Origin of the sequence: Actinomadura sp. BRA 177, from assembly GCF_013372625.1 — a bacterium.
Lineage (GTDB): Bacteria > Actinomycetota > Actinomycetes > Streptosporangiales > Streptosporangiaceae > Spirillospora.
Genome location: NZ_JABXFD010000405.1, coordinates 1 through 19056, shown reverse-complemented (window position 1 = coordinate 19056; position 19056 = coordinate 1). Strand labels below are relative to the sequence as shown.

Here is a 19056-nt window from a genome sequence, read left to right as displayed (position 1 = left end):
GACGCGCCAGACACGACGCAGGTTGTCATGATGAGGGCATACCGGACGAACGTCCCGCCCGCGGCGGCCCGGCCCGGGGGACGCAGGGGGACGTGTCCCTAATGCACCTCTCGTCCCGCGTACCCTAGACCCCGTGCGCGTTGCGAATACGGATCGGGTCAAGGCCGCTTCCACGCTGTTCAGGTTGCTCGGAGCCGGGGTGGTGGCGGGCCTCATCGTCGCCCTCATCGCGCTGCCGGCCGTCGGCAGCGCCGGGCTGACCGCCCGCGACGCCGCGAACAACTTCGAGGACATGGAAGGCGAGCTGAACACGGCGCCGCCGTCCGAGAAGACGGTGATGTACTCCGCGGACGGCAAGCAGGTCGCCACGTTCTTCGACAAGTACCGCGAGTCCGTCCGGCTCGACCAGGTCGCGCCCGTCATGCGCAAGGCCATGATCGACATCGAGGACTCGAGGTTCTACGAGCACGGCGCGCTCGACCTCAAGGGCACCATCCGCGCACTGGCGTCCAACGTCGAGTCCGAGCAGACGCAGGGCGGGTCCACGCTCACGCAGCAGTACGTCAAGAACCTGCTGGTCGACAGTGCCAGGACGGACGAGGAGTACCGCGAGGCGACCGCCCCCACCGTCGGACGCAAGCTCCGCGAGCTGCGCTACGCGCTCGACGTCGAGCAGCGCATGACGAAGGACCAGATCCTTGAGGGCTACCTCAACATCGCCTACTTCGGTGCGGGCGCGTACGGGGTACAGGCCGCCGCGAAGCGCTACTTCAGCGTCCCCGCGTCCAAACTGAGCCTCGGCCAGGCCGCGCTACTGGCCGGCATCACGCAGAACCCCACCGCGTACGACCCCATCCGCAACCCCAAGGACGCCCGCCACCGGCGTGACGTCGTCCTCTATCGGATGGCTCAGCTCCAGCACATCACCAAGGCGCAGGCGGACGAGGAAGCCGCCAAGCCGATCCAGCTGAACCGCACCGACCCGGTCGGCGGCTGCCAGTCCAGCAAGGCGCCGTACTTCTGCGAGTACGTCAAGTACGACATGCTCAACATCCTGTCGGACGGCAAGTACTGGTCGATGAAGCCGAAGCAGCAGCAGAACGTCGTCAACGAGCTGAACCGCGGCGGCTACACGATCCGCACCACGATCGACATGCAGGACCAGCGCGCCATCGACAAGACCCTCCGCAGCCAGATCGCCCCCGGCGGCAACCGCGTCGCGGCCCAGGCGATGGTCGAACCCGGCACGGGCAGGATCAAGGCGATCGGCGTGAGCAAGCGGTTCGGCCCCGGCAAGGGCCGGACGACCATCAACCTCCCCGCCGACTCCCACCACGGCGGCGGCAACGGCGTATCGGCGGGCTCGACCTTCAAGATCTTCACGCTCGCCGCCGCCATCGACCAGGGCATCCCGGTCAGCACGACCATCCACTCGCCGCAGACCGCGACGATCGGCGGCTACCAGCCGTGCCGCTACACCGGGACGTGGCAGGGCAAGAAGTACGACAACGACCTCGTCGGCGGCGGCCCGCCCTGGACGGTGTCCAACGCCGGCGACAGCGAGCAGGGCAACTTCAACCTCAAGACCGGCACCTGGCACTCGGTCAACACGTTCTACGCCTACCTGGAGAAGCGCGTCGGCGTCTGCAACGCGGTGAAGATGGCCGAGAAGTTCGGGATGAAGCAGGGCAACGGCAACCCGCTGCTGCCCACCCCGTCCCAGGTCCTCGGCGTCAACGACGTCGACATGGTTCACCTCGCCGCCGCCTACGCCGGCTTCGCCGCCCGCGGCAAGTACTGCTCGCCCATCTCGGTCACCGAGGTCGTCGACCCGCAGGGCAAGAAGCTGAAGCTGCCCAAGCAGGACTGCCACCAGGCCCTGGACGAGGACGTCGCCGACAAGGTGAACTCGATCCTGCAGGGCGTCCTCACCAAGGGCACCGCCGCCGGACTCGGCATCGGCCGTCCCGCCGCCGGCAAGACCGGAACGTGTGAAGAGTTCACCTGCGCCGTGTTCGCCGGCTACACCCCGAACCTCGCCTCCGCCGTCGCCTACTGGGACTTCCGCGGCCCCTGGCAGTACAAGGTGTACGGCATCTACGGCGCGACGATCCCCGGCCCCCTCTGGCGGACCTCGATGCAGCGGGCGCTGTCCGGCGAGCCCGCCCCGAACTTCCGCACCCCGTCCCGCGACTTCGGCGACACCACCCGCGTCCCGAAGGTGAAGGGCTCGACCGTCGCCGACGCCAAGTCCAAGCTCGCGGCGGCCGACCTGAAGGCCACGGTCGCGTCCGGGTCCGTCGACTCGGGCCAGCCGCGCGGGACGGTCGTGTCCACCTCACCGGACGCGGGCACCGAAGTCCCGCCGGGCACCACCGTCATCCTCTACGTGAGCAACGGCAAGAAGCCCGACCGGCGCCACGACAACGACTGACCGCAAAGGGCCCGGCGCAATCGCCGGGCCCTTCGTATGTCACCACGCGCACGGCCGGCCTCAGCGCGCACACGCCGGGCGCGCCCGCCTCATTCCGCCAGCTGACGCTTGACCTCGGCGGCGACCCGTCCCCCCTCGGCCCGCCCGGCGACCTTCGGGTTCACGACCTTCATGACCTGCCCCATCGCCCGCGGCCCCGCCGCGCCCGTCTGGGCAATGGCGTCCGCCACCAGCGCGGTCAGCTCCTCATCGCCCAGCTGCGCCGGCAGGTACTCCTCCAGCACCGCACCCTCGTCCCGCTCCGCCTGCGCCTGCTGCTCGCGCCCCGCGTCACCGAACGCCGTCGCCGCCTCGCGCCGCTTCTTCGCCTCCCGGCCGAGCACCTTGACGACGTCGTCGTCCGACAGCTCGCGCGACTGCTTGCCGGCGACCTCCTCGTTCTTCACCGCCGTGAGGGCCATCCGCAGGGTACGCGTGCGCACCTCGTCGCGGGCCTTCATCGCGGTCGAGAGGTCGGTCTCCAGCTTTTCCTTCAGGGTCATGCCGAACATCATGCCCGTCCGGCACCTTCTGCCTCATCAGGATTACCGCGCGGTGCCCATCTCTGGAAGCATGGACCCAGAGAAGGGAGAGCCGTGCGAAAGATCTACGCCGTGCCCCTGGGCCTCTTGGGCGCGGGCGCCGCGACCTTCGGGTACGCCTCGGTGATCGAGCGGAACTGGTTCCGCCTCCGCCGCGTCGACGTGCCGGTGCTCCCACCCGGCCGTCCGCCGGTGAAGATCCTGCACATCTCCGACGCGCACCTCACCCCCGGCAGGAAGCGCCTCATCCACTGGGTCCGCTCCCTGGACGCCCTGGAACCCGACCTCGTCGTCAACACCGGCGACACCCTCTCCCACCGCGACGCGATCGGCCCCTTCCTCGAAGCCCTGGGGCCCCTCCTGGACCGTCCCGGGGTCTTCGTCTACGGCTCCAACGACCTGCACTCCCCGGTCTTCAAGAACCCCCTGCGCTACATCTGGCGGACGAGCAAGTCCGACTACGAGAAGCGCCGCCGCGAACCCGACCTCCCCTACCGCGAACTGGGCTCCTCCCTCCAGGCCGCCGGCTGGCTCGACCTCAACAACCGCATCGGACGCCTCAAAGTGGGCGAACTCGACATCGAGTTCGGCGGCATCGACGACTCCCACATCGACCGCGCCCGCTACGACAAGATCGCCGGCCCCGTCGACCCCCAGGCCGACGTCCACCTAGGCGTCATGCACTCCCCCGAACCCCGCAACCTCGACCGCTTCGCCGCCGACGGCTACGACCTCCTCCTGGCCGGCCACACCCACGGCGGCCAGGTCTGCGTCCCCTTCTACGGCGCCCTAGCGACCAACTGCGGCATAGACCGCCCCCGAGTAAAGGGCCTCCACAAACACCAGAGCTCCTGGCTACACGTCTCCGCAGGCCTAGGCACGTCCCCCAAGGCCCCCATCCGCTTCTGCTGCCCCCCAGAAGCAACCTTGCTCACCCTCGTCCCCCGGTGACCTGGCAGACCCCCACCCTGGTCTTAAAGCAGTCCAGAGCCTCTGGAACTACGACATAACCAACCTCCGGGACGCAATCACGGCCCAGGACCCGAACGTCCTGACCCTAGGCATCCCCTACGGCGGCGGCCTGTCAGCAGACGGCAACCCCACCACGTAGCCACCGACCTGTCCCCAACAATGCTCCGCAGAGCCCACCGCAGGACGACCGCCCTCCTCCAAACCAACATCTACGCGCTCCCCTTCGCCCCCACCACCTTCGACGCCTGCGTCACCTACAACGGCCTCCACTGCCTGGACGACCCACCAGCAGCCATAGCCGAGCTAACCCGCGTCCTAACACGATCGTCCGCAACGCAGGCAGAGCCCCCTGATCACCCTCATGCAGCACCAAGGCATCTTCGGCACCCCAAGCACGACAACCACCCTCCGAACCTGGCTGCGGGACGCCGGCCTAACCGACATTGACCTGACCCCCTTGTGCGCCGTGACCGGATTCACAGCCCGTAAATAGGGACGCAGCACCCCTCACCATCCGCTACAGTGGTCTAGGCGCCGGGAGCACGTACGACCTCCCGGGCAGCCACCACCGGGGTGTAGCGCAGCTTGGCAGCGCGCTTCGTTCGGGACGAAGAGGTCGTGGGTTCAAATCCCGCCACCCCGACAGAAAACGCCAGGTCAGAGGCCGGATCTCCACCCAGGAGACCGGCCTCAAGATCTTTTGTCCGTCATTTGTCCGCGAACTCTGCCGTCACCCACGGACACCGTCCGCCCCAGACCAGCACCGAGCGGACTTGCTCCACCGCCCCCGTGTTCAGATCCACGGCCCGTTCGTCTGCTCCAGGTGACCCGTCCGGACGTACTCGCAGCTGCTCGACGCCTCGACCTCCAGGCCATGACCGACCCGAGGCGGCCGCCATGCCGCCACAGACCAAGCCTCCTTGGTGGGGTAGATCTCTCCTGGGTCGCTACCTCGGTGTACTGGTTGGGTCAGACGGCGGGCTTGTGGTGAACGCCGTGTCGACGTGGCCGTCAGGTCGATCGTTCTACCCAGCCGTACTGCTCCAGCCGCTCGCGCGCCTTCTGGCGGTCCGCGTCGGTGAAGAGCTCCTCATACTCTGGGCGCAGGACGTGAGCTTCCACGGTGAGATCCAGCCGGCCGTGGTCCCAGAGGGTTGTGAACCCGTCCGAGGGCGTGTCGGACCAGAGGAGTTGCTTGGCTGCGGCCAACCCGCCTTCGTTGCTGACCATCTGCAGGAACCGAGTGGCGTTGTAGCCCAGCTCTCGCTTGGCCGTCTGATAGATCGCCACCATGGCCCGATGGAACTCGCGCTCGCGTTCGTCCATGCTTCTCTCCTAAGCCGGAGGCTGGTCGCTCTCCAACATCATCCTCAGACAAGGGCTCCCTGCCCACCCGCAGCCCGCGGCTTGGTGACCAGCCTCCTGCTGTCCGGCCGAAGGTCCTCAGAGCCGCAAGGCCTGGCCCCTCGAGGGTCGGCCCGCACGGTGCGGGTAACCGTATCGGGAGGCTCTGACAGGCGGTCGCTGCCACGCCTACAGGGGAAGAAGTGGACTGGGGGTGGCGTGCCAGGAGAGGTAGAGGTCTTCGCGGGCGCGGGTGCAGGCGACGAACAGCAGGGAGCGTTCGGCGAGCATGTCGATCTCGTGCTGGATGCGGTCGAGGTCGGCCGCGGTGACTGCGGCCTCCAGCGGGTGGGCGCGTTCGGTGACGCCGATGAGGGCGACGCAGCGGAATTCCAAGCCCTTCATCGCGTGCATCGTGGCGACACGGACGCCTGGCTCTGATGCGTCGGGGCCGTCCTTCAGAGCTACGGCGGGGATGCCGTCGGACAGCAGACGCTGCTTCGCTCGTGCGCCGAGGTCGTGGAAGCGGGTCGCCACCGCGATGTCGGACGGGTCGACTCCCGCGTCCAGCCAGGAGCGAACCGTGTCGGCCATGCGGTCCAGTTCGACGGCCTGGCTGGACGCCGACGCCAGAGCCGGGTTCCGGCCGCGGAGCCTCGACCTGTAGCCGTCGAGGGTGTCGGAGCCCTCGTCCAGGTCGTCGATTTTCTCGCCGGTCATGATGGCGGACGACCAGGTAAGGATCTCCTGGGTGCTGCGGTAGTTGATGCGGAGCCTGCTTGAGCGGCCGGAGACGTTCACGCCCATCGACCGCAAGGACACTCGGGTGTCGTAGATCCGCTGGTGCGGGTCGCCGGCGATGAACAGGTCGTCGGGCTGTTCGGCGACGGCGTTGCGGAGCACGCGCCACTGCGCCGGGTGCAGGTCTTGTGCTTCGTCCACGACGATGTGCCGGTACCGCGCGCCTTCCGTGGCCAGCAGTTCGGCGGCTTTGGCGCAGAGCTGGAGGTGGGTGCACTGGCCGTCGGCTTCGAGCTGCCGCTCGAATTCGGCGACGGCACGCCAGACTTCAACGCGCTGAGGGGTCCGGAGGGCGGCACCCCGGCCGGCGCGGGAGGCCGAGAGGTATTCCTCCTCGCTGCCGATGCCCTGCGCGAGAACGACGTGCCGGAATTCCAGGTCCAGGAAGTGCTCGTTCCATGGCAAGTCGAGCCCCTTGGCGATCTTCTGCCAGCGCTTGCGGGTGCGGTAGTCGTTCTCGGAGACCAGGTAGGGGACGGAGCCGTGGTCGGCCACGACCCGGCGGGCGAGCGCGTTCACCGTGGTCACGTCGACACGGTCCAGCGTTTCGGGGTCGTCCAGGAGGAGCGTCAGGCTGTCCCGCAGGGAGTCGGCCAGTGCGTTCGTGAAGGTGGTGAGCAAAATGCGGGCGTCGTCGGACTGGTCGAGGAGGTGCTTGACGCGGTGCAGGGCCACCACGGTCTTGCCGGTGCCGGGCCCGCCGGACACCTGCGCTGCACCGCTGTAGGACGGGCGGTAGGCGATGCGCCGCTGGGACGGGTGCAGGAAGATGCGCCAGGCGTCGAACGGCTTGGTCAGGATGTCCTGCAGTTCGTCCGGTCCTGACACGAGCGCGATGCGGCTCGGGGTATTGGCGATGGCGGTCGCCAGGTCTTCGGTGGGCTCGCCAGCAGCCGCGTCGGCGGGACGCCGGACCGCGACGACCTGCTGCCACACCTCATCGGGCGTGAAGCCCTCCGCGAGGTACTGGAGAACCTCGAACTGGTCTTCGGGGAACAGCTTCGCGAAGGCTTCGAGTTGCGGTTTGTCGATGATGGTGCGGACCGCGGGCAGCACACCGTCGTCGATGCCGAGGTGCCGCAGGACGGTGTCGGAGTAGTCGGCGAACAGAAGCGCAGGGGCCTTCTCGGCTGCCTTCTGGAGCACCGGCGTGAGCTGTTCGATCGCTTCGACGTTGCGGACCTCTAGTCCGCGCGTCGCCGTGTTGACGCTGATTACGCGCTTACGCGCCCACGCGATCGCCTTGTCGTGTTGCAGCACCTTGAGCAGCAGGAAGGTGCCACTGCCGTCGTCCGGAGCGAGCACGACTCCGCGCCAGAACTTGGTGACGCGGATGGTGCGGATGCGCGGATCGCGGGCTTTCTCCAGTTGCTCAAGATGCAGGCCCTTGTCGGCGGTCAGCTCGGCGGCCGTGAGTCTCTGGAACTTGGCCATCGCCTCGCGCACACCCTGCTTGACCGTCTTCTCCAGGTTCTCGTACTCGTCGAAGAAGTCGGCGGCGAAGGCGAGCTGAGGCAAGGCTTCCTCCAGGTCAACCAGGTCGGACAGAGCAACGCAAGCGTCACGTTACTGGACCTTGACCGATTTCCGACTACGGCCTTAGATCTGGATACGACAACTTTCAACGGAACGCCGCACGGAGGACGCGCCGGCATCGTGGATGCGAGGAACCACCAGGGCGGCTACGGCGAGGCGTTCGTCAGCGCGCTCGCCGTGGCGGCGGGCCTGCGGTTGGCGAAACCGATCCCGGATATCGACGGCATCGATTTATGCATGTGGCCTGATGGCGTCGGCGCGCTCCGCGGCGCACGCGCCCCCGGGATCAACGTCCAGGTGAAGTCAGGTTCGGTGGCCACGGAGACTGACACCACGTGGGGTTATCGTCTCGATGTTCCCCACTTCAACTTCCTCGCCGACGGGTGGGCCACCATCTACCCCACGTTCCTGTTCCTGGTGATCGTCCCGAAGGAGTGGCGGGAGTACGCCACGGCCGGGCACGACGGACTGCTGTTGCGGAACGCCGCTTACTGGCACTGCCTGGCGGACGAGAACCCGATCGTCGACGCGAAGGCCGGCGCGAAGACGACTGTCCACGTCCCCAAGGCCAACCTGCTGACCGTTGATTCGCTTCGCACACTCGTGGAGGATCCAGAGAAGGCGACCGCGGCCCAGGCGGAGGCGTCATGACGATCAGCCGGGACGAACTCCAGCGTCTCGCGCCCGACGACGTCGTGCGCTACCTGAACTCCACGGGCTGGCGCCGGGCGGGCGATCTCAACGGACGTGCCACGGTCTGGGAATTCGGTCGGCGGAACTTCGAGGTCATCGTCCCGGTCTCCGACCGTTTCCGCGATTTCCCGCAACGCATGTACGAGGTCATCCGAATGCTTGCGGAGGTCGAGGAGCGCCCCGAGTCGGAGATGTTGCACAGGCTCGCTGCCCCCGCTACGGATCGGCAGTACTTCCGGCTCTTCCCGGACGCACCGCCGGGCTTGATCCCCGCAGCCGATGCGGCTGAGGCGTTCCAGGGCGTGCGGGAACTGTTCATCGCTGCGGCTTATGCCGAGTACTACCCTGGCGCGGGATTCATCCTGCCCAACAGCAAGCCGAAGGTCGTCCGGGAGTTCCCGGAGAAGGCTCTCCTGGGTACCGCTCAGGGAAGTTTCGTCATCAGCGCGGAAGTTCCCCTGGGCCCCAGCGACGACACGCTCTTCTCCACCGCGGACGCCTTCGAACGCAGAGTCCTCCTTCGGTTGAGGCGTGCGCTCTTCAGCGTGAGGGCGGCTGCCGAGGAGGCATCCGAACGGGCCGAGCTCACGCCTTTCGAGGAACGGACGGACGCCGGTGTCTCACGGACGCTCTGCCAGGCGCTGGCCCGCTTCGGCGGCTCCGACCGGAACCGTCCCTTCGAGATCCAGTTCGACTGGGCCGGCACGGTGGCCGCCAAAGCACCCACTGCCCCGGTCCGCTTCGAGGGCGAGCAGGTGAGCATGCTGGCCCACGCCGCCGAGGACCTCGGGCGGAAACCGAGAACCGAGCCTGCGCAGATTCGCGGCCGAGTCCGCGCCATGGACAGGGCCCGCCCCGACGAACAAGGCTGGGTCGTCGTCCGCGGCGTCCTCACCGTCCGAGATGTCAGCAGGAACCGGCAGGTGTGGGTCCCTCTCGACCCGGACGACTATGACCGTGCCCTCCGCGCCCACGGCCAAGGTCTCGAAGTGCGCGTCTCCGGCTCCCTCACCCGCACCGGCCGGCGTGCCGAACTCAAGCCGGACGGATACTTCCGCGTCCTATGACTCGTGGCGAGTCGGCTCGGGCGGACGCCGTGCTCCTTCATGTAGCGCCAGTTGAACTGAAGCGACAGCAGTGCGATGGGGAACGGGTACTCGACCAGGCCCCGGGCCCAGCGTTCGGAGACGTCGTCGACGTCCAGGCGTGCGGCGTTACCTCGACGGCGCACACCTCCCGGTGAGGTGTGCGGCAAGCTCGCCTGTCGGGACCTGGGCCTGCTCTCCGGTGTCCATGTCCCGGACCGTGATCACCCCGGCTTCCTTGTCGGACGCCCCGTAGATCAGCGCGAAGCGGGCCATGCGGTCAGCGGCCCACTTCAGCTGCTTGGCCAGTTTGCGACTGGCGGCCAGATACACCTCGGTCCGCAGACCCGCATCCCGCAGCTGCGCGGCGAAGCCCATGACTTCGGACGCGGTGTCTTCGGCGATCACTGTGACGGCGACATCGATCCTGTGCGCATCACCCTGATCGTCACTGAGCAGGCCAATGATCCGTTCGACACCCAGGGAGCCGCCGCAGGCCGGCACGTCTGGTCCCCCGAGCGCGGCGATCAGCTTGTCGTAGCGTCCGCCGCTGGCGATCGAACCCGGCATGCCCTCGGCGACCACCTCGAAGATGACGCCGGTGTAGTAGTCCAGGCCCCGGACCAGGCTCAGCGTGAACGCGATCCGGTCTTCGCCCACCTTCGGCGACGCCAGCCGGACCAGCGACCGGGCGTCCACCAGTTCGGCAGCGACCTTGTCCGGCGACAGCTTGTCAAGCTTGTCCAGGGTGATGAGCACACCGCCGCCGAGGTCGGCGGGCACGCCGTAGACCTCCAGCAGGCCGGAGAGCGCTTGACGCGAGTTCACCAGCACCCGGTAATCCCGTACACCGACCGCATCCAGCGCGTCGGTCAGCGCGCACACCACCTCGGCGTCCGCGAGCGGGGATGCTGCCCCGACCACGTCCACATCGCACTGCGCGAACTCGCGAAACCGGCCCCTGCCTGGACGGTCGGCCCGCCACACCGGCCCCATCGCGTACCGCTTATAGGGCGTCGGGAGCTGCGACCCGTAGCCGGCGACGACCCGCGCGAGCGGGACGGTCATGTCGTACCGGAGGGCCAGATCGGCTTCGCCGGTGGACTCGTGCTCCCCACGACGAAGGATCTTGAAGATCAGCTTGTCGCCCTCGTCGCCGTACTTGCCGGTCAGGGTCTCCAGCCGCTCGAACGCCGGCGTCTGCAACGGCTCGAACCCGTACCGCCCGAACACCTCGCGGATCTGCGCGAAGACATTCTCGCGGGTGCCTGACGGGGGCTCGAACTGCTGTGACGCCATGAAAACTCCTGACCACGTAAAAGAGCAATGGGACAAGGCAAGTCATGGGAACTGGTCCACATCCGGAATCACAGCGAACAGGGGACCGACGCCTTCCGAGGGTATCGACGGCCCCGGCATCGTCCCGGTCGAACCGCGGGCCTCCTCCGACCCGGCAAGGTGCAGAAGCTCGACGTCCGAGCGAGCCCCGTGCGGCGCCCCTACACGCCCGGCCCGGCTCCAGTCTCCGGCGTGAGACCACATCTAGGCGGTGGGGAACACGGTATCCACTCCACTCACACCAGGCAGGATTCCAGGCACATGAGACCTACCCGGCTAGAACATGGAGTGTTATGGTAGACACTCCAGGCACATGGACAACAGGACGAGGTAGATGATGAGTCCGAAAGTCGAGCAGGAGTTCATCCAGGTGGCAGTACCCGCTCAGCACGTCATGTCCGTGTATCGGCTGCTCTCCGAGCTCGAGCAGGAGCCCGACGCCGACGCCGGGCTTGCTGGGACGAGCGACGCCCCTGGGGCGTGGGACGCCGACAAGCTGGCCAGGCTGGCCAGCACCGAACTGAACACCACCAAAACGGTCACCCGCATTCTCGACGTCCTCTGCCAGGAGCCCGGCAAGCAGTACGACATGCAAGATCTGGTGAAGGCCCTGTCGATGGAGTACCACAGCCTGCGCGGGAACCTGGCGGCATTCACCCGCCACCTGAACACGCACTACGACAGCGACACATGGCCAATGCGCGTCGTCGAATCGAGCGGTGGCGCGATGCTCTACAGCCTCGATGCCGCAACGGCTGCTCTCTGGAGATCCGTTCGCGCCTGACCGGCCGCCTGCACGCTCAGCCACCGCCGAACTCAGGCCGGACGGATACTTCCGCGTCCATGACCCCTGGTTCCCGCCTCAGTACGCGCTGACGTTCGCCGGGTGGCGCGCGTCCGTCTGCCCGGTCATCTCGTCTTCGTCGGCTGCTGGAGATGACGGCGGCAGCAGTCCGCGATGTCCGTGCCGAACCGCGTCCATGAGCGGTTGGTGCCGATGGGGTCGCGGTGAAGCGCCAACGCCACGGCCCTTTCCAGGACGGCCGGTGCGTCGGATTCCCGGTAGCGCCGCCCTCCTTTGGACAGCTCCCACATGAGGACGCCCTTCGGGTCCGCAAGGCGGCCGGTGTCCTTTCCGCGGTACTTCGCAGGGAGCTTCCACGAGCCGACCAGGTTGGACAGCGCATCGGGAAAGAGCAGCAGCCAAGCCTCCATCTCCTCGACGGCCAACACGTAATGCGCACTGCCCACTTCCGCACGCAGTGCTTCCTGCACTCGGCGGTGGATCGCCGGGTAGTCATCGCCGTCAGTGCTGTCGAGGTCTTCATGGACGAAGACGCAGGCAAGCTCCGCGTCCTCAGCGGCGGCGCGTGCCCTTGTGAGGGCCGCCAGGTCCGAGATCCTCCGCGGGAGTCGATCCGCGGGAACCTTGTGGAGCCTCACCGGCTCGTTGATCTCCACCAGCCGGCCGCGCATCTCCTCGCAGAACGCTTCGAGCAGGATGCGCAGACATCGCCGGTCGTTGCGGTCCTCGCCGGCCAGCACGACGACCGGGCGGCGAGTGGCACGAGCCGCCCAGCACGCCCGAGAACCAGAGACGTCCGAGCGGCATGTTGTCACTCCTGTCTGCGATCTCCCTGACCCTGGCCTCCGGAACGGCGGGGATCGCGGACGAGCCGTCGTCGAGCCGCTCGCACACCACCAGCTCACCGGGCTTCAACCTGTCCGCGAAGGCGGGTGAGTGGGTGGCGATCAGGAACTGTGTGCGCTCGCTCGCCTCGCGCAGGCGTTCGACAAGGAGTTCAAGGGCCTGCGGATGAAGCCCGTGATCGATCTCCTCCACACAGGTGAGTGCGGGGGGCTGCGGGTCATAGAGCAAGGCCAGCAGCCCGAGCAGGCGGATCGTGCCGCAGGAGGCGTCCGCGAGTTGTGTCGGTCGGCGCAGCCCTCTCTCATGCAGGACCACGACCACCTCGCGGGCGGGACCTGACGGATACTCGAAGCTCACACCGTCCAGTTGCGGGAGCACTTCCTTCGCGTCTTCCACCAACTGTTCGAACGCCCCATTTCCTCTGCCCTCCAAGAAGAGCAGGAAGGCCGCGAGGTTGGGCGCATCCTCCTCTAGCGTCACGTGCTTTGTCGGGAAGCGGGCCGGACGCCGTGCCCTGTCAACGCTGACGTCGAAGACCCGGAAGGAGGCAAGGCGCTCGGCTACTGTGGCGACCTCGTTTCCTCCCTCGTCGTCAGACAGACGCGGCAGAGTGGACAGGCCACTGCTCAGGCGACGAATGCCGAAGAGGTGCTCCTGGGACGCCTCCTTGTCCCGGCTGATGCTCTCGACGCTCACTCTCTGCCCGGAGATCGTGATGCGCCTTCCGCGCCCCTGCGTCCTCTTGAACTGGAAGGTCTCGTGTCGCCTGAGCGAAGGTCGGGCGTCGGCAGGCGCACGCCGTTCCACGCGAAGGGTGTACTCGTCGGGTGCGCTCATGCTGCTGTGCGCGGTCCATGTGGCCTTCAGCTTGATCTGGAAGGAGGCCGGTCGCTTCGGCCCTCCCCAGAACACGAGTTCCTCGAAGCCTCCGCGGATTTCCAGTGCCGGCTCCAGGTCAGTGCGAATGACGTCGGCGAGGAAGCGAAAGACTTCCAGCACATTGGTCTTGCCCGCGCCGTTGGGACCGACCAGAACATTCAGCGGGCCCAAAGGCACGGTAATTTTGCGCAGGCTGCGAAAATTCTGCACTTCCAGCTCGATCAGCCGGCCGTTCATGATCCCGCTCCCACGATTGTCCGTCCTGGCGGCCGCACCTGAAAGATCAGCCTATCCCGGGGCCGCCCACGCGCAGCGCTGAACGGGGGAAGGTTGCGCGAATGGTGCGGCCTCGGGCCGGGCGGGGGCGCGAGGATCCGGCTCCGTCGCTGATCGACGGCTTTCATGACGTTTGAGGCGCCCCGGCTTCTCCGAACAGGATGCGGCAACCGCCGGTGAGGAGGCGACGGAGGAGGCCGTCTCGCCGTTGGCGTGTCGCTGCGGCGGTAGCCCGATGCCGAGGGGCCGCGGGAGACGTCGGCCTGCTTCGGTCGGCCCAGGCGCCGCGGGGTGTCCGAGGGAGTGGCCTCGCTTGCTGGACGTGCCGGGCCGCAGTGCTCCGCAGGGCGGAGCGCTCGCGGATGGCGTCGATACGGCGGGCGAGGTCAAGGGCGTTCTTCGCCTCGACCAGTTGGTCGGGCAGCAGGGCCCAGATAGAGCCGGTGTACTCGCCCCACCAGATGCAAAGGTCCGGGTACCTTCGCTGCAGCCATGCCACGGCCAGATCGAGGTCGGTCTCCGCCGACATGGCTGTCCGGCTCTCGGCGATCAGCCCGCAGGGGGCTCCGCCGGGTCGGGCGAAGGGCATTTCAGGAGTCATTACGTCACCTCCAAGCGAGCGCGGCGCACGCGCTCGTCAGGTGATGGGCGGCCACGATGACCGACCTGCTCAACGTTCGCGGGGGAAGGTGGCGCGGACGGTGCGGCCTCGGGCGTCGCCAGTGCATGACCAGGTCGCGGCCAGGGCCTCGACCGTGAGCAGGCCCCGGCCGCCCTCGGCCAGGTCGGTGATGTCCCGGAGGTGTGGCTCGTCCGGGCCGCCCTGGTCGGTGACGTAGACGATGACGCCGGCCACGTCCATGCTGATCTCGACGGTGAACCGCCCGCCGTCGTGGCCCGAGCGGGTGTGCCGGACGGCGTTCACGGCGAGTTCGTCCAGGACGAGGAGAAGCTCGTCCAGGCTCGGAAAGTCGGGGAGTAGATGCGCGGCGAATGCCCTAACAAGCCGGATTTGATCCGGCTTGCCGTGGAATTCCCGGCGCCAGTACATCGACGCGTCCGGCTTCGCCGGAACGGTCACCGAGAGCAGCATTGATCACCTCACAGGGACGATCCGAAATGACGCTCTCATGCTCAGCAATGGGAACCGGTGTCCGCCTTCGTATTTCGGGATCGGGACGCCCGCCGTAGGGATGGTGCGTCTACGGCAGGGACGTCCGCGCGGCGCACGTGCACGATCTTGAACGTTCACGAAAGCGCACGTTCGTCTGCGGCACGCAAATGCTCGCGGAAGGCCGTTCGGAGCGCCTCGATCGGCAGCACGTTCGGCGAACGGCTGATAACACAGAGACAGGACGGCGAAAGCCTCCGGTCAGCGGTCACCCCGGCCCTCACCGGACACGTCCGATCGACCGTGCCCGCTCAGCGGGCCGGCCTCAAAGGTGAATCGCGGAAGGAGCCGTCGGCATGGGGAAGCACGGCAAGCAGGTGCCGATCACCACCACCGATGACGGAAAGTCTCGGGACATTCCCTGCACCGGCTGCGGCGGCACCGGGCGGCAGGGATGAACGTCGACGAGCTGCTGCGCAGGGTGCCGCGTGAGGCGTTCGTCCCGGACGTGATCTGGGTGCGCCGGGACGACGGCTCGGCCGTTCCCCTGCGGCGCGCGGACGACCCGGACCGGTGGCTGGCACTCGTCCGCTCCGACGACTCGATCATCACGCAGGTCGATGACGGGGCCACCGAGCGAGGGGTATGGCCGACCAGCTCGGCCAGCGCGCCGCACATCGTGGCCACGATGCTCGAAGCGCTCGACGTCGAACCGGGCATGAAGGTGCTGGAGATCGGCACGGGCACCGGTTACAACGCGGCGCTGCTGGCGGAGCTGGTCGGACCGCAGAACGTCACGTCGGTCGAGATAGACCCCGGTCTGGCCGAGCAGGCCCGTGCCGCGCTCGCGCGGGCCGGTTGCCACGTGCAGGTGGTGACCGGGGACGGCACGCACGGCCACGCCGCGAACGCTCCCTACGATCGCGTGATCGCCACGGCCGCGGCGTGCCGGCTGCCTTACGCGTGGGTGCGGCAGACGCGGCCGGGCGGTCGGATCCTCGCCCCCTGGGGACCGACGTTCCACCCCGACGATCCGCTGGCGGTCCTCACCGTCGGGGAGGACGGGACGGCCGAAGGGCGCTTCGCATGCCCCGCCTGGTTCATGCCGCTGCGGGACCAGCGGATGCCGCAGGACGTCAGGCACCGAACCCGCGAGCGCTGGGAGGAGATGGGCGAGCCGGCCGTCTCGCGGTTCGGCCTCACCGTCACCGCCACGACGCAGCACATCTGGCTCGACCGCCCGGACAACCACATCCCGCCCACCCTGCCGCGCAGCACCGCTTAGTGCGGTAATCGCGAACGCCAGCCGGGTCCTTCCCGCGTTGACTTGCGGCGTGTTGCCCTTATCAACGCCTTCATAAGGACAACACGCCGCAAGTCAACGCACCCGGTCGCACCGGGGTCGGGCGCCGAGACGGAGGCGTCTCGTTCGGACGACGACATGCGCATTCGTGAACGTGCACGGATGCGCACGTTCATCCTCGGCACGCAGCCATTCGTCGAGTGCGGTTCGAGGCGGGCTCGATCGATGGCACGGTGAGCGTTCGCATGATGACATTTAGTCATTGACTCGGCCGTCCCCGGTCAGCTGTTCGCTCCCGGCTCGATGCGTTTCCCCGGGCGTTCACGACACAGACGCCAACGCCGGCCCGCCGCAAACCTGCGGTGGGAAACCGGCAAGCCTCGGCACGGAACCCACGTCCGGTTCCGCCATCACAAGGCAGCCCACAGCCGTAAGCCGCCAGCCTGGGCCGGTCGCGAGCGCTGCCGCCGCTTCCCATACGACCGCACCCGCCAGGCCACTTGCCTCGCAGCCGATACAACTACTTCGGCAGATGGAGCGACATGAAGCCGTGGGCATCCCCCAAGGCACGGCTCATGCTCGATGCCACGTGTCCGCCAAGAGATCGTCCTCGACTGTCTCGCCCCATCCCGGCGGTCCAGGAGCGGATTATAGGAGGTAGCGAGCCAGGATGACGTCGCCGATCGGGCGGGCCTCGTCGAGCCTCATCCGGTTGCCGGGGTGGTGCGGAAACGCACCCGTTCCGACGAAACGCGGGGCGCCGGAGTCGCCGACGAAGAATGGGGCGATGACGAGTTGTAGTTCGTCGGCCAGTCCGGCGGTGAGGAATTGGGTGTGGACGGTGCCGCCGCCTTCGACCATCAACCGCCGCACTCCTCGGTCGGCGAGGTCGGCGAGCACGGTGTCGAGGTCGACGGGGTCACCGGCGTCGACAACGGTGGCGACGTCGCCGAGGCGGTCACGGCACTTGTCGACCGCGGCGCTTGAGCAGTACACGATCTTTTCGACGTCGCCGGCGGCGAAGAACTTGGCGCTGGGGTCGAGGTCGCCGCGGGCGGTGAAGGTGACCTTGATCGGGCTCTCGGGCAGGCCGCGGGCGACGCGGGCCTTGCGGCGTTCCTCGGTCCGGACGAGCAGGCGCGGGTTGTCCCGACGGATGGTGTTGGCGCCGACGAGGATGGCGTCACAGCTCGCACGGACGTCGTCGACGCGGTCGAAGTCCTCGTCGTTGGACAGCAGGAGCCGCTCGTCGGTGGTGTCGTCGATGTAGCCGTCGACCGAGGCGGCGCAGGACAGCAGCACGTAGGGGCGTTCGGTCATGTGGTGCTCCGAGGGTCGTTGTTGATCAGTTGCTCGACGATACGGACAAAGTCCTCGCCCGGGTCGGCGCAGGCGTTGAGGGCGGCGAACTGTTCATCGTCCAGCGGGGCGCGGAGACGGTGGTCGCGGGCCGCTTGGTGGTAGAAGCGGCGGGCGGTGCCTCCGCTGGCCGGTAGAGCGATGACCGGTTTGCCCATCGACAGCGCGAGGTCGACCTCCGCCTGTGTGCCGGCCCCGCCGCCGAGGACGATGACGAACTCCGCGTCCTGGATGACGTTGCGATGCCCGAACAGACCGATGGCCAGGGCGATGTCGGGGGGACGGTACTGGTCGGCGATGTAGGTCATGACCTCGATGCCCACGCCGACCGGGCCATGGCTGACCTTGTAGTTGCGGCTCATGACCAGGCGGGCCAGACACCGTACGGCGGCGTCGATCACGCTGGCGTCGGTGTCGGGGGCCCTGCTGCCGCAGATGGCCACGTGCACCGGTGCCGACACTGCCACTCCATCATCCGCGTCACGCGCGTCCGCGCGTTGGCGGGGTACGGCTGGCCTCGGGTGGAGCGGAAACGAACCGGCCGGGGCGAGGCCGAGCAAGAGACGGGCCTGATCGGGGATCTGCAGGCCGTCGGCGATGCGGGTGAGTACTTCGATGTCGGACACTCGGCCCTGGCGGGTACCGCGCACCCAGTTGGAGATGTCGGAACGATCATGCTGGGTGAGTAATGCCAACTGGGTCTGGGTGCAGTCGGCGAACTGCCCGAGGAACAGCCGGAACAGTTGACCGACGTCGCGGCTGGTAAGGGCCTGCGCAACGTCCTCGCGACACCAGAATCCTACGGGGACCGCTCCGGGATCGAAGGTTCTGCGTCTGGTCACGTCGTTATTCGTCCTTCACTCGCCGAAAGCCCCTTGTCAGAGGGTAGTGGCGCACAGCCCGTGCGCAACGGTGATTGACGAGACGCGTCCGTGGGCCGGTTCCACGGGAACAGGGCACGGCCTCGGTCACTGTTCGATCCGCGCTGACGACCACAAGCTAAGGCCCGACACCACCGCCGACCAGAGGCGGGGAGAAGGGAGAGTTCCAGTGGACAGCGAGAAGACCGGCGGCCTGGTGGTGGCCGTGGAGAAGATCGTCGCGGCGCGCGGCCGCGCCACCCAGCCGTCCGACGGCGGGGGTTCCGGCAAATCCGACCTCAACGACGGCTGACCAGCGATCATGATCGACGTGATCGTCGAGGTTCTGGGCGGGGAGCGGTTCCTCGCCCAGGACCTGGGCCGCACTCACCGGGTCTACCCAGCCGCGTCCGTCGGACGGGACCGGTTCGCCGGCCTGCTGACCTGGCCAGCAATAAACCGGCTCTTGGACACCCACCGGTTGGAACCGCCTCGTCTGCGCCTGTCCGCCGACGGCGCGGCCATCCCCGTGTCGGAGTACTGTCAGCGCCGGACATACCGGCGGATGCCGCCGTGGGAGGCCCCGCAACCGCATCTGGTCGCCCAGCAGCTCCGCGACGGCGCGACACTGGTCTTGGACGCGATCGAGGAGATGCACCCGCCGATCGGCAGCATGGTGAACACACTCGAACGCCATCTTCGTACATGCGTACAGGTCAACGCCTATGCATCGTGGACCGCGAAGGAAGGCTTCGGCGTCCACTGGGACGATCACGACGTCATCGTCCTCCAGGTATCCGGCGCCAAGCGATGGCGTATCTACGGCCCCACCC

Annotated in this window: 18 protein-coding genes and 1 tRNA gene; 10 read left to right on the top strand and 9 right to left on the bottom strand. The window is 67.7% G+C overall.

The annotated features are described in order from the left end of the window. The first annotated feature begins 133 nt into the window (after positions 1–133). Positions 134–2434 (top strand): transglycosylase domain-containing protein, encoded by a 2301-nt coding sequence (locus tag HUX53_RS24275; RefSeq protein WP_176405534.1) that lies wholly within the window; start codon positions 134–136, stop codon positions 2432–2434. A gap of 89 nt (positions 2435–2523) precedes the next feature. Here HUX53_RS24275 and HUX53_RS24270 read toward each other — a convergent pair whose 3' ends face one another. Continuing rightward, positions 2524–2976 carry a GatB/YqeY domain-containing protein gene (locus tag HUX53_RS24270; RefSeq protein WP_217919837.1) on the bottom strand — a complete coding sequence of 151 codons (453 nt, stop codon included), beginning with the start codon at positions 2974–2976 and terminating at the stop codon, positions 2524–2526. 93 nt (positions 2977–3069) lie between these two features. On the opposite strand from HUX53_RS24270, the gene HUX53_RS24265 reads away from it, so the two are divergent. From HUX53_RS24265 to HUX53_RS24255, 3 genes are all read left to right on the top strand, one after another. After that, positions 3070–3966 carry a metallophosphoesterase gene (locus HUX53_RS24265; RefSeq protein WP_176405532.1) on the top strand — a complete coding sequence of 299 codons (897 nt, stop codon included), beginning with the start codon at positions 3070–3072 and terminating at the stop codon, positions 3964–3966. 42 nt (positions 3967–4008) lie between these two features. After that, positions 4009–4434 carry a class I SAM-dependent methyltransferase gene (locus tag HUX53_RS43130; RefSeq protein ID WP_369009213.1) on the top strand — a complete coding sequence of 142 codons (426 nt, stop codon included), beginning with the start codon at positions 4009–4011 and terminating at the stop codon, positions 4432–4434. A gap of 122 nt (positions 4435–4556) precedes the next feature. Further along, a tRNA-Pro gene (locus tag HUX53_RS24255) sits at positions 4557–4630 on the top strand. A 368-nt stretch (positions 4631–4998) separates the two neighbouring features. Here HUX53_RS24255 and HUX53_RS24250 read toward each other — a convergent pair. Both HUX53_RS24250 and HUX53_RS24245 read right to left on the bottom strand, forming a co-directional pair. Beyond that, positions 4999–5313 (bottom strand): hypothetical protein, encoded by a 315-nt coding sequence (locus tag HUX53_RS24250; RefSeq protein WP_176405530.1) that lies wholly within the window; start codon positions 5311–5313, stop codon positions 4999–5001. Between the two features lie 207 nt (positions 5314–5520). Further along, complete coding sequence (locus tag HUX53_RS24245; protein ID WP_176405529.1) at positions 5521–7650, bottom strand: DEAD/DEAH box helicase; 2130 nt, start codon at positions 7648–7650, stop codon at positions 5521–5523. A gap of 138 nt (positions 7651–7788) precedes the next feature. Between HUX53_RS24245 and HUX53_RS24240 the strand changes: the two genes are divergently transcribed. Then, positions 7789–8319 (top strand): DUF4365 domain-containing protein, encoded by a 531-nt coding sequence (locus tag HUX53_RS24240; protein ID WP_176405528.1) that lies wholly within the window; start codon positions 7789–7791, stop codon positions 8317–8319. A 44-nt stretch (positions 8320–8363) separates the two neighbouring features. Continuing rightward, entirely contained in the window at positions 8364–9428 is a 1065-nt protein-coding gene (locus HUX53_RS24235; RefSeq protein WP_176405527.1) for a hypothetical protein, read from the top strand. 147 nt (positions 9429–9575) lie between these two features. Here the strand turns inward: HUX53_RS24235 and HUX53_RS24230 are convergent, their stop codons facing one another. Then, complete coding sequence (locus tag HUX53_RS24230) at positions 9576–10745, bottom strand: HisS family protein (RefSeq protein ID WP_176405526.1); 1170 nt, start codon at positions 10743–10745, stop codon at positions 9576–9578. A 373-nt stretch (positions 10746–11118) separates the two neighbouring features. Here HUX53_RS24230 and HUX53_RS24225 point away from each other — a divergent pair, with 373 nt between their 5' ends. Next, complete coding sequence (locus HUX53_RS24225) at positions 11119–11568, top strand: hypothetical protein (protein ID WP_176405525.1); 450 nt, start codon at positions 11119–11121, stop codon at positions 11566–11568. A gap of 125 nt (positions 11569–11693) precedes the next feature. On the opposite strand, the gene HUX53_RS24220 is transcribed toward HUX53_RS24225, so the two are convergent. The 3 genes from HUX53_RS24220 to HUX53_RS24210 form a co-directional block, all read right to left on the bottom strand. Further along, on the bottom strand, positions 11694–12245 hold the full coding sequence (locus tag HUX53_RS24220) for a hypothetical protein (protein ID WP_309237410.1): 552 nt from the start codon (positions 12243–12245) through the stop codon (positions 11694–11696). Next, positions 12142–13551, bottom strand: a complete 1410-nt coding sequence (locus HUX53_RS24215; protein WP_255205574.1) for an AAA family ATPase — start codon at positions 13549–13551, stop codon at positions 12142–12144. The genes HUX53_RS24220 and HUX53_RS24215 overlap by 104 nt, the downstream gene beginning before the upstream one ends. Positions 13552–14260: 709 nt before the next feature. Then, positions 14261–14671 (bottom strand): ATP-binding protein, encoded by a 411-nt coding sequence (locus HUX53_RS24210; protein WP_309237409.1) that lies wholly within the window; start codon positions 14669–14671, stop codon positions 14261–14263. Between the two features lie 484 nt (positions 14672–15155). Between HUX53_RS24210 and HUX53_RS24205 the strand changes: the two genes are divergently transcribed. Beyond that, positions 15156–15986, top strand: a complete 831-nt coding sequence (locus HUX53_RS24205) for a methyltransferase domain-containing protein (RefSeq protein WP_176405522.1) — start codon at positions 15156–15158, stop codon at positions 15984–15986. A 666-nt stretch (positions 15987–16652) separates the two neighbouring features. Here HUX53_RS24205 and HUX53_RS24200 read toward each other — a convergent pair. Then, a complete protein-coding gene (locus HUX53_RS24200) occupies positions 16653–17324 on the bottom strand; it encodes a dihydrofolate reductase family protein (protein ID WP_176405521.1) in 672 nt (223 codons plus the stop codon). Further along, the gene (locus tag HUX53_RS42625; RefSeq protein WP_217919836.1) at positions 17321–18205 is read right to left on the bottom strand and encodes a hypothetical protein; all 885 of its coding nucleotides are present in this window, start codon (positions 18203–18205) and stop codon (positions 17321–17323) included. Before HUX53_RS42625 ends, HUX53_RS24200 begins: the two co-directional genes overlap by 4 nt. A 208-nt stretch (positions 18206–18413) precedes the next feature. Between HUX53_RS42625 and HUX53_RS41470 the strand changes: the two genes are divergently transcribed. Both HUX53_RS41470 and HUX53_RS24190 read left to right on the top strand, forming a co-directional pair. Next, positions 18414–18536 carry a hypothetical protein gene (locus tag HUX53_RS41470; RefSeq protein ID WP_255205583.1) on the top strand — a complete coding sequence of 41 codons (123 nt, stop codon included), beginning with the start codon at positions 18414–18416 and terminating at the stop codon, positions 18534–18536. 9 nt (positions 18537–18545) lie between these two features. Beyond that, positions 18546–19056: cupin domain-containing protein (locus HUX53_RS24190; protein WP_217919835.1), on the top strand; the 511-nt coding region annotated here is incomplete at its 3' end.

Coding starts and splice junctions, on each gene's coding strand:
- HUX53_RS24270 (WP_217919837.1), bottom strand. CDS start 2,976: ATGACCCTGAAGGAAAAGCTGGAGACCGACCTCTCGACCGCGATGAAG.
- HUX53_RS24250 (WP_176405530.1), bottom strand. CDS start 5,313: ATGGACGAACGCGAGCGCGAGTTCCATCGGGCCATGGTGGCGATCTAT.
- HUX53_RS24230 (WP_176405526.1), bottom strand. CDS start 10,745: ATGGCGTCACAGCAGTTCGAGCCCCCGTCAGGCACCCGCGAGAATGTC.
- HUX53_RS24225 (WP_176405525.1), top strand. CDS start 11,119: ATGATGAGTCCGAAAGTCGAGCAGGAGTTCATCCAGGTGGCAGTACCC.
- HUX53_RS24215 (WP_255205574.1), bottom strand. CDS start 13,551: ATGAACGGCCGGCTGATCGAGCTGGAAGTGCAGAATTTTCGCAGCCTG.
- HUX53_RS24205 (WP_176405522.1), top strand. CDS start 15,156: ATGAACGTCGACGAGCTGCTGCGCAGGGTGCCGCGTGAGGCGTTCGTC.
- HUX53_RS24200 (WP_176405521.1), bottom strand. CDS start 17,324: ATGACCGAACGCCCCTACGTGCTGCTGTCCTGCGCCGCCTCGGTCGAC.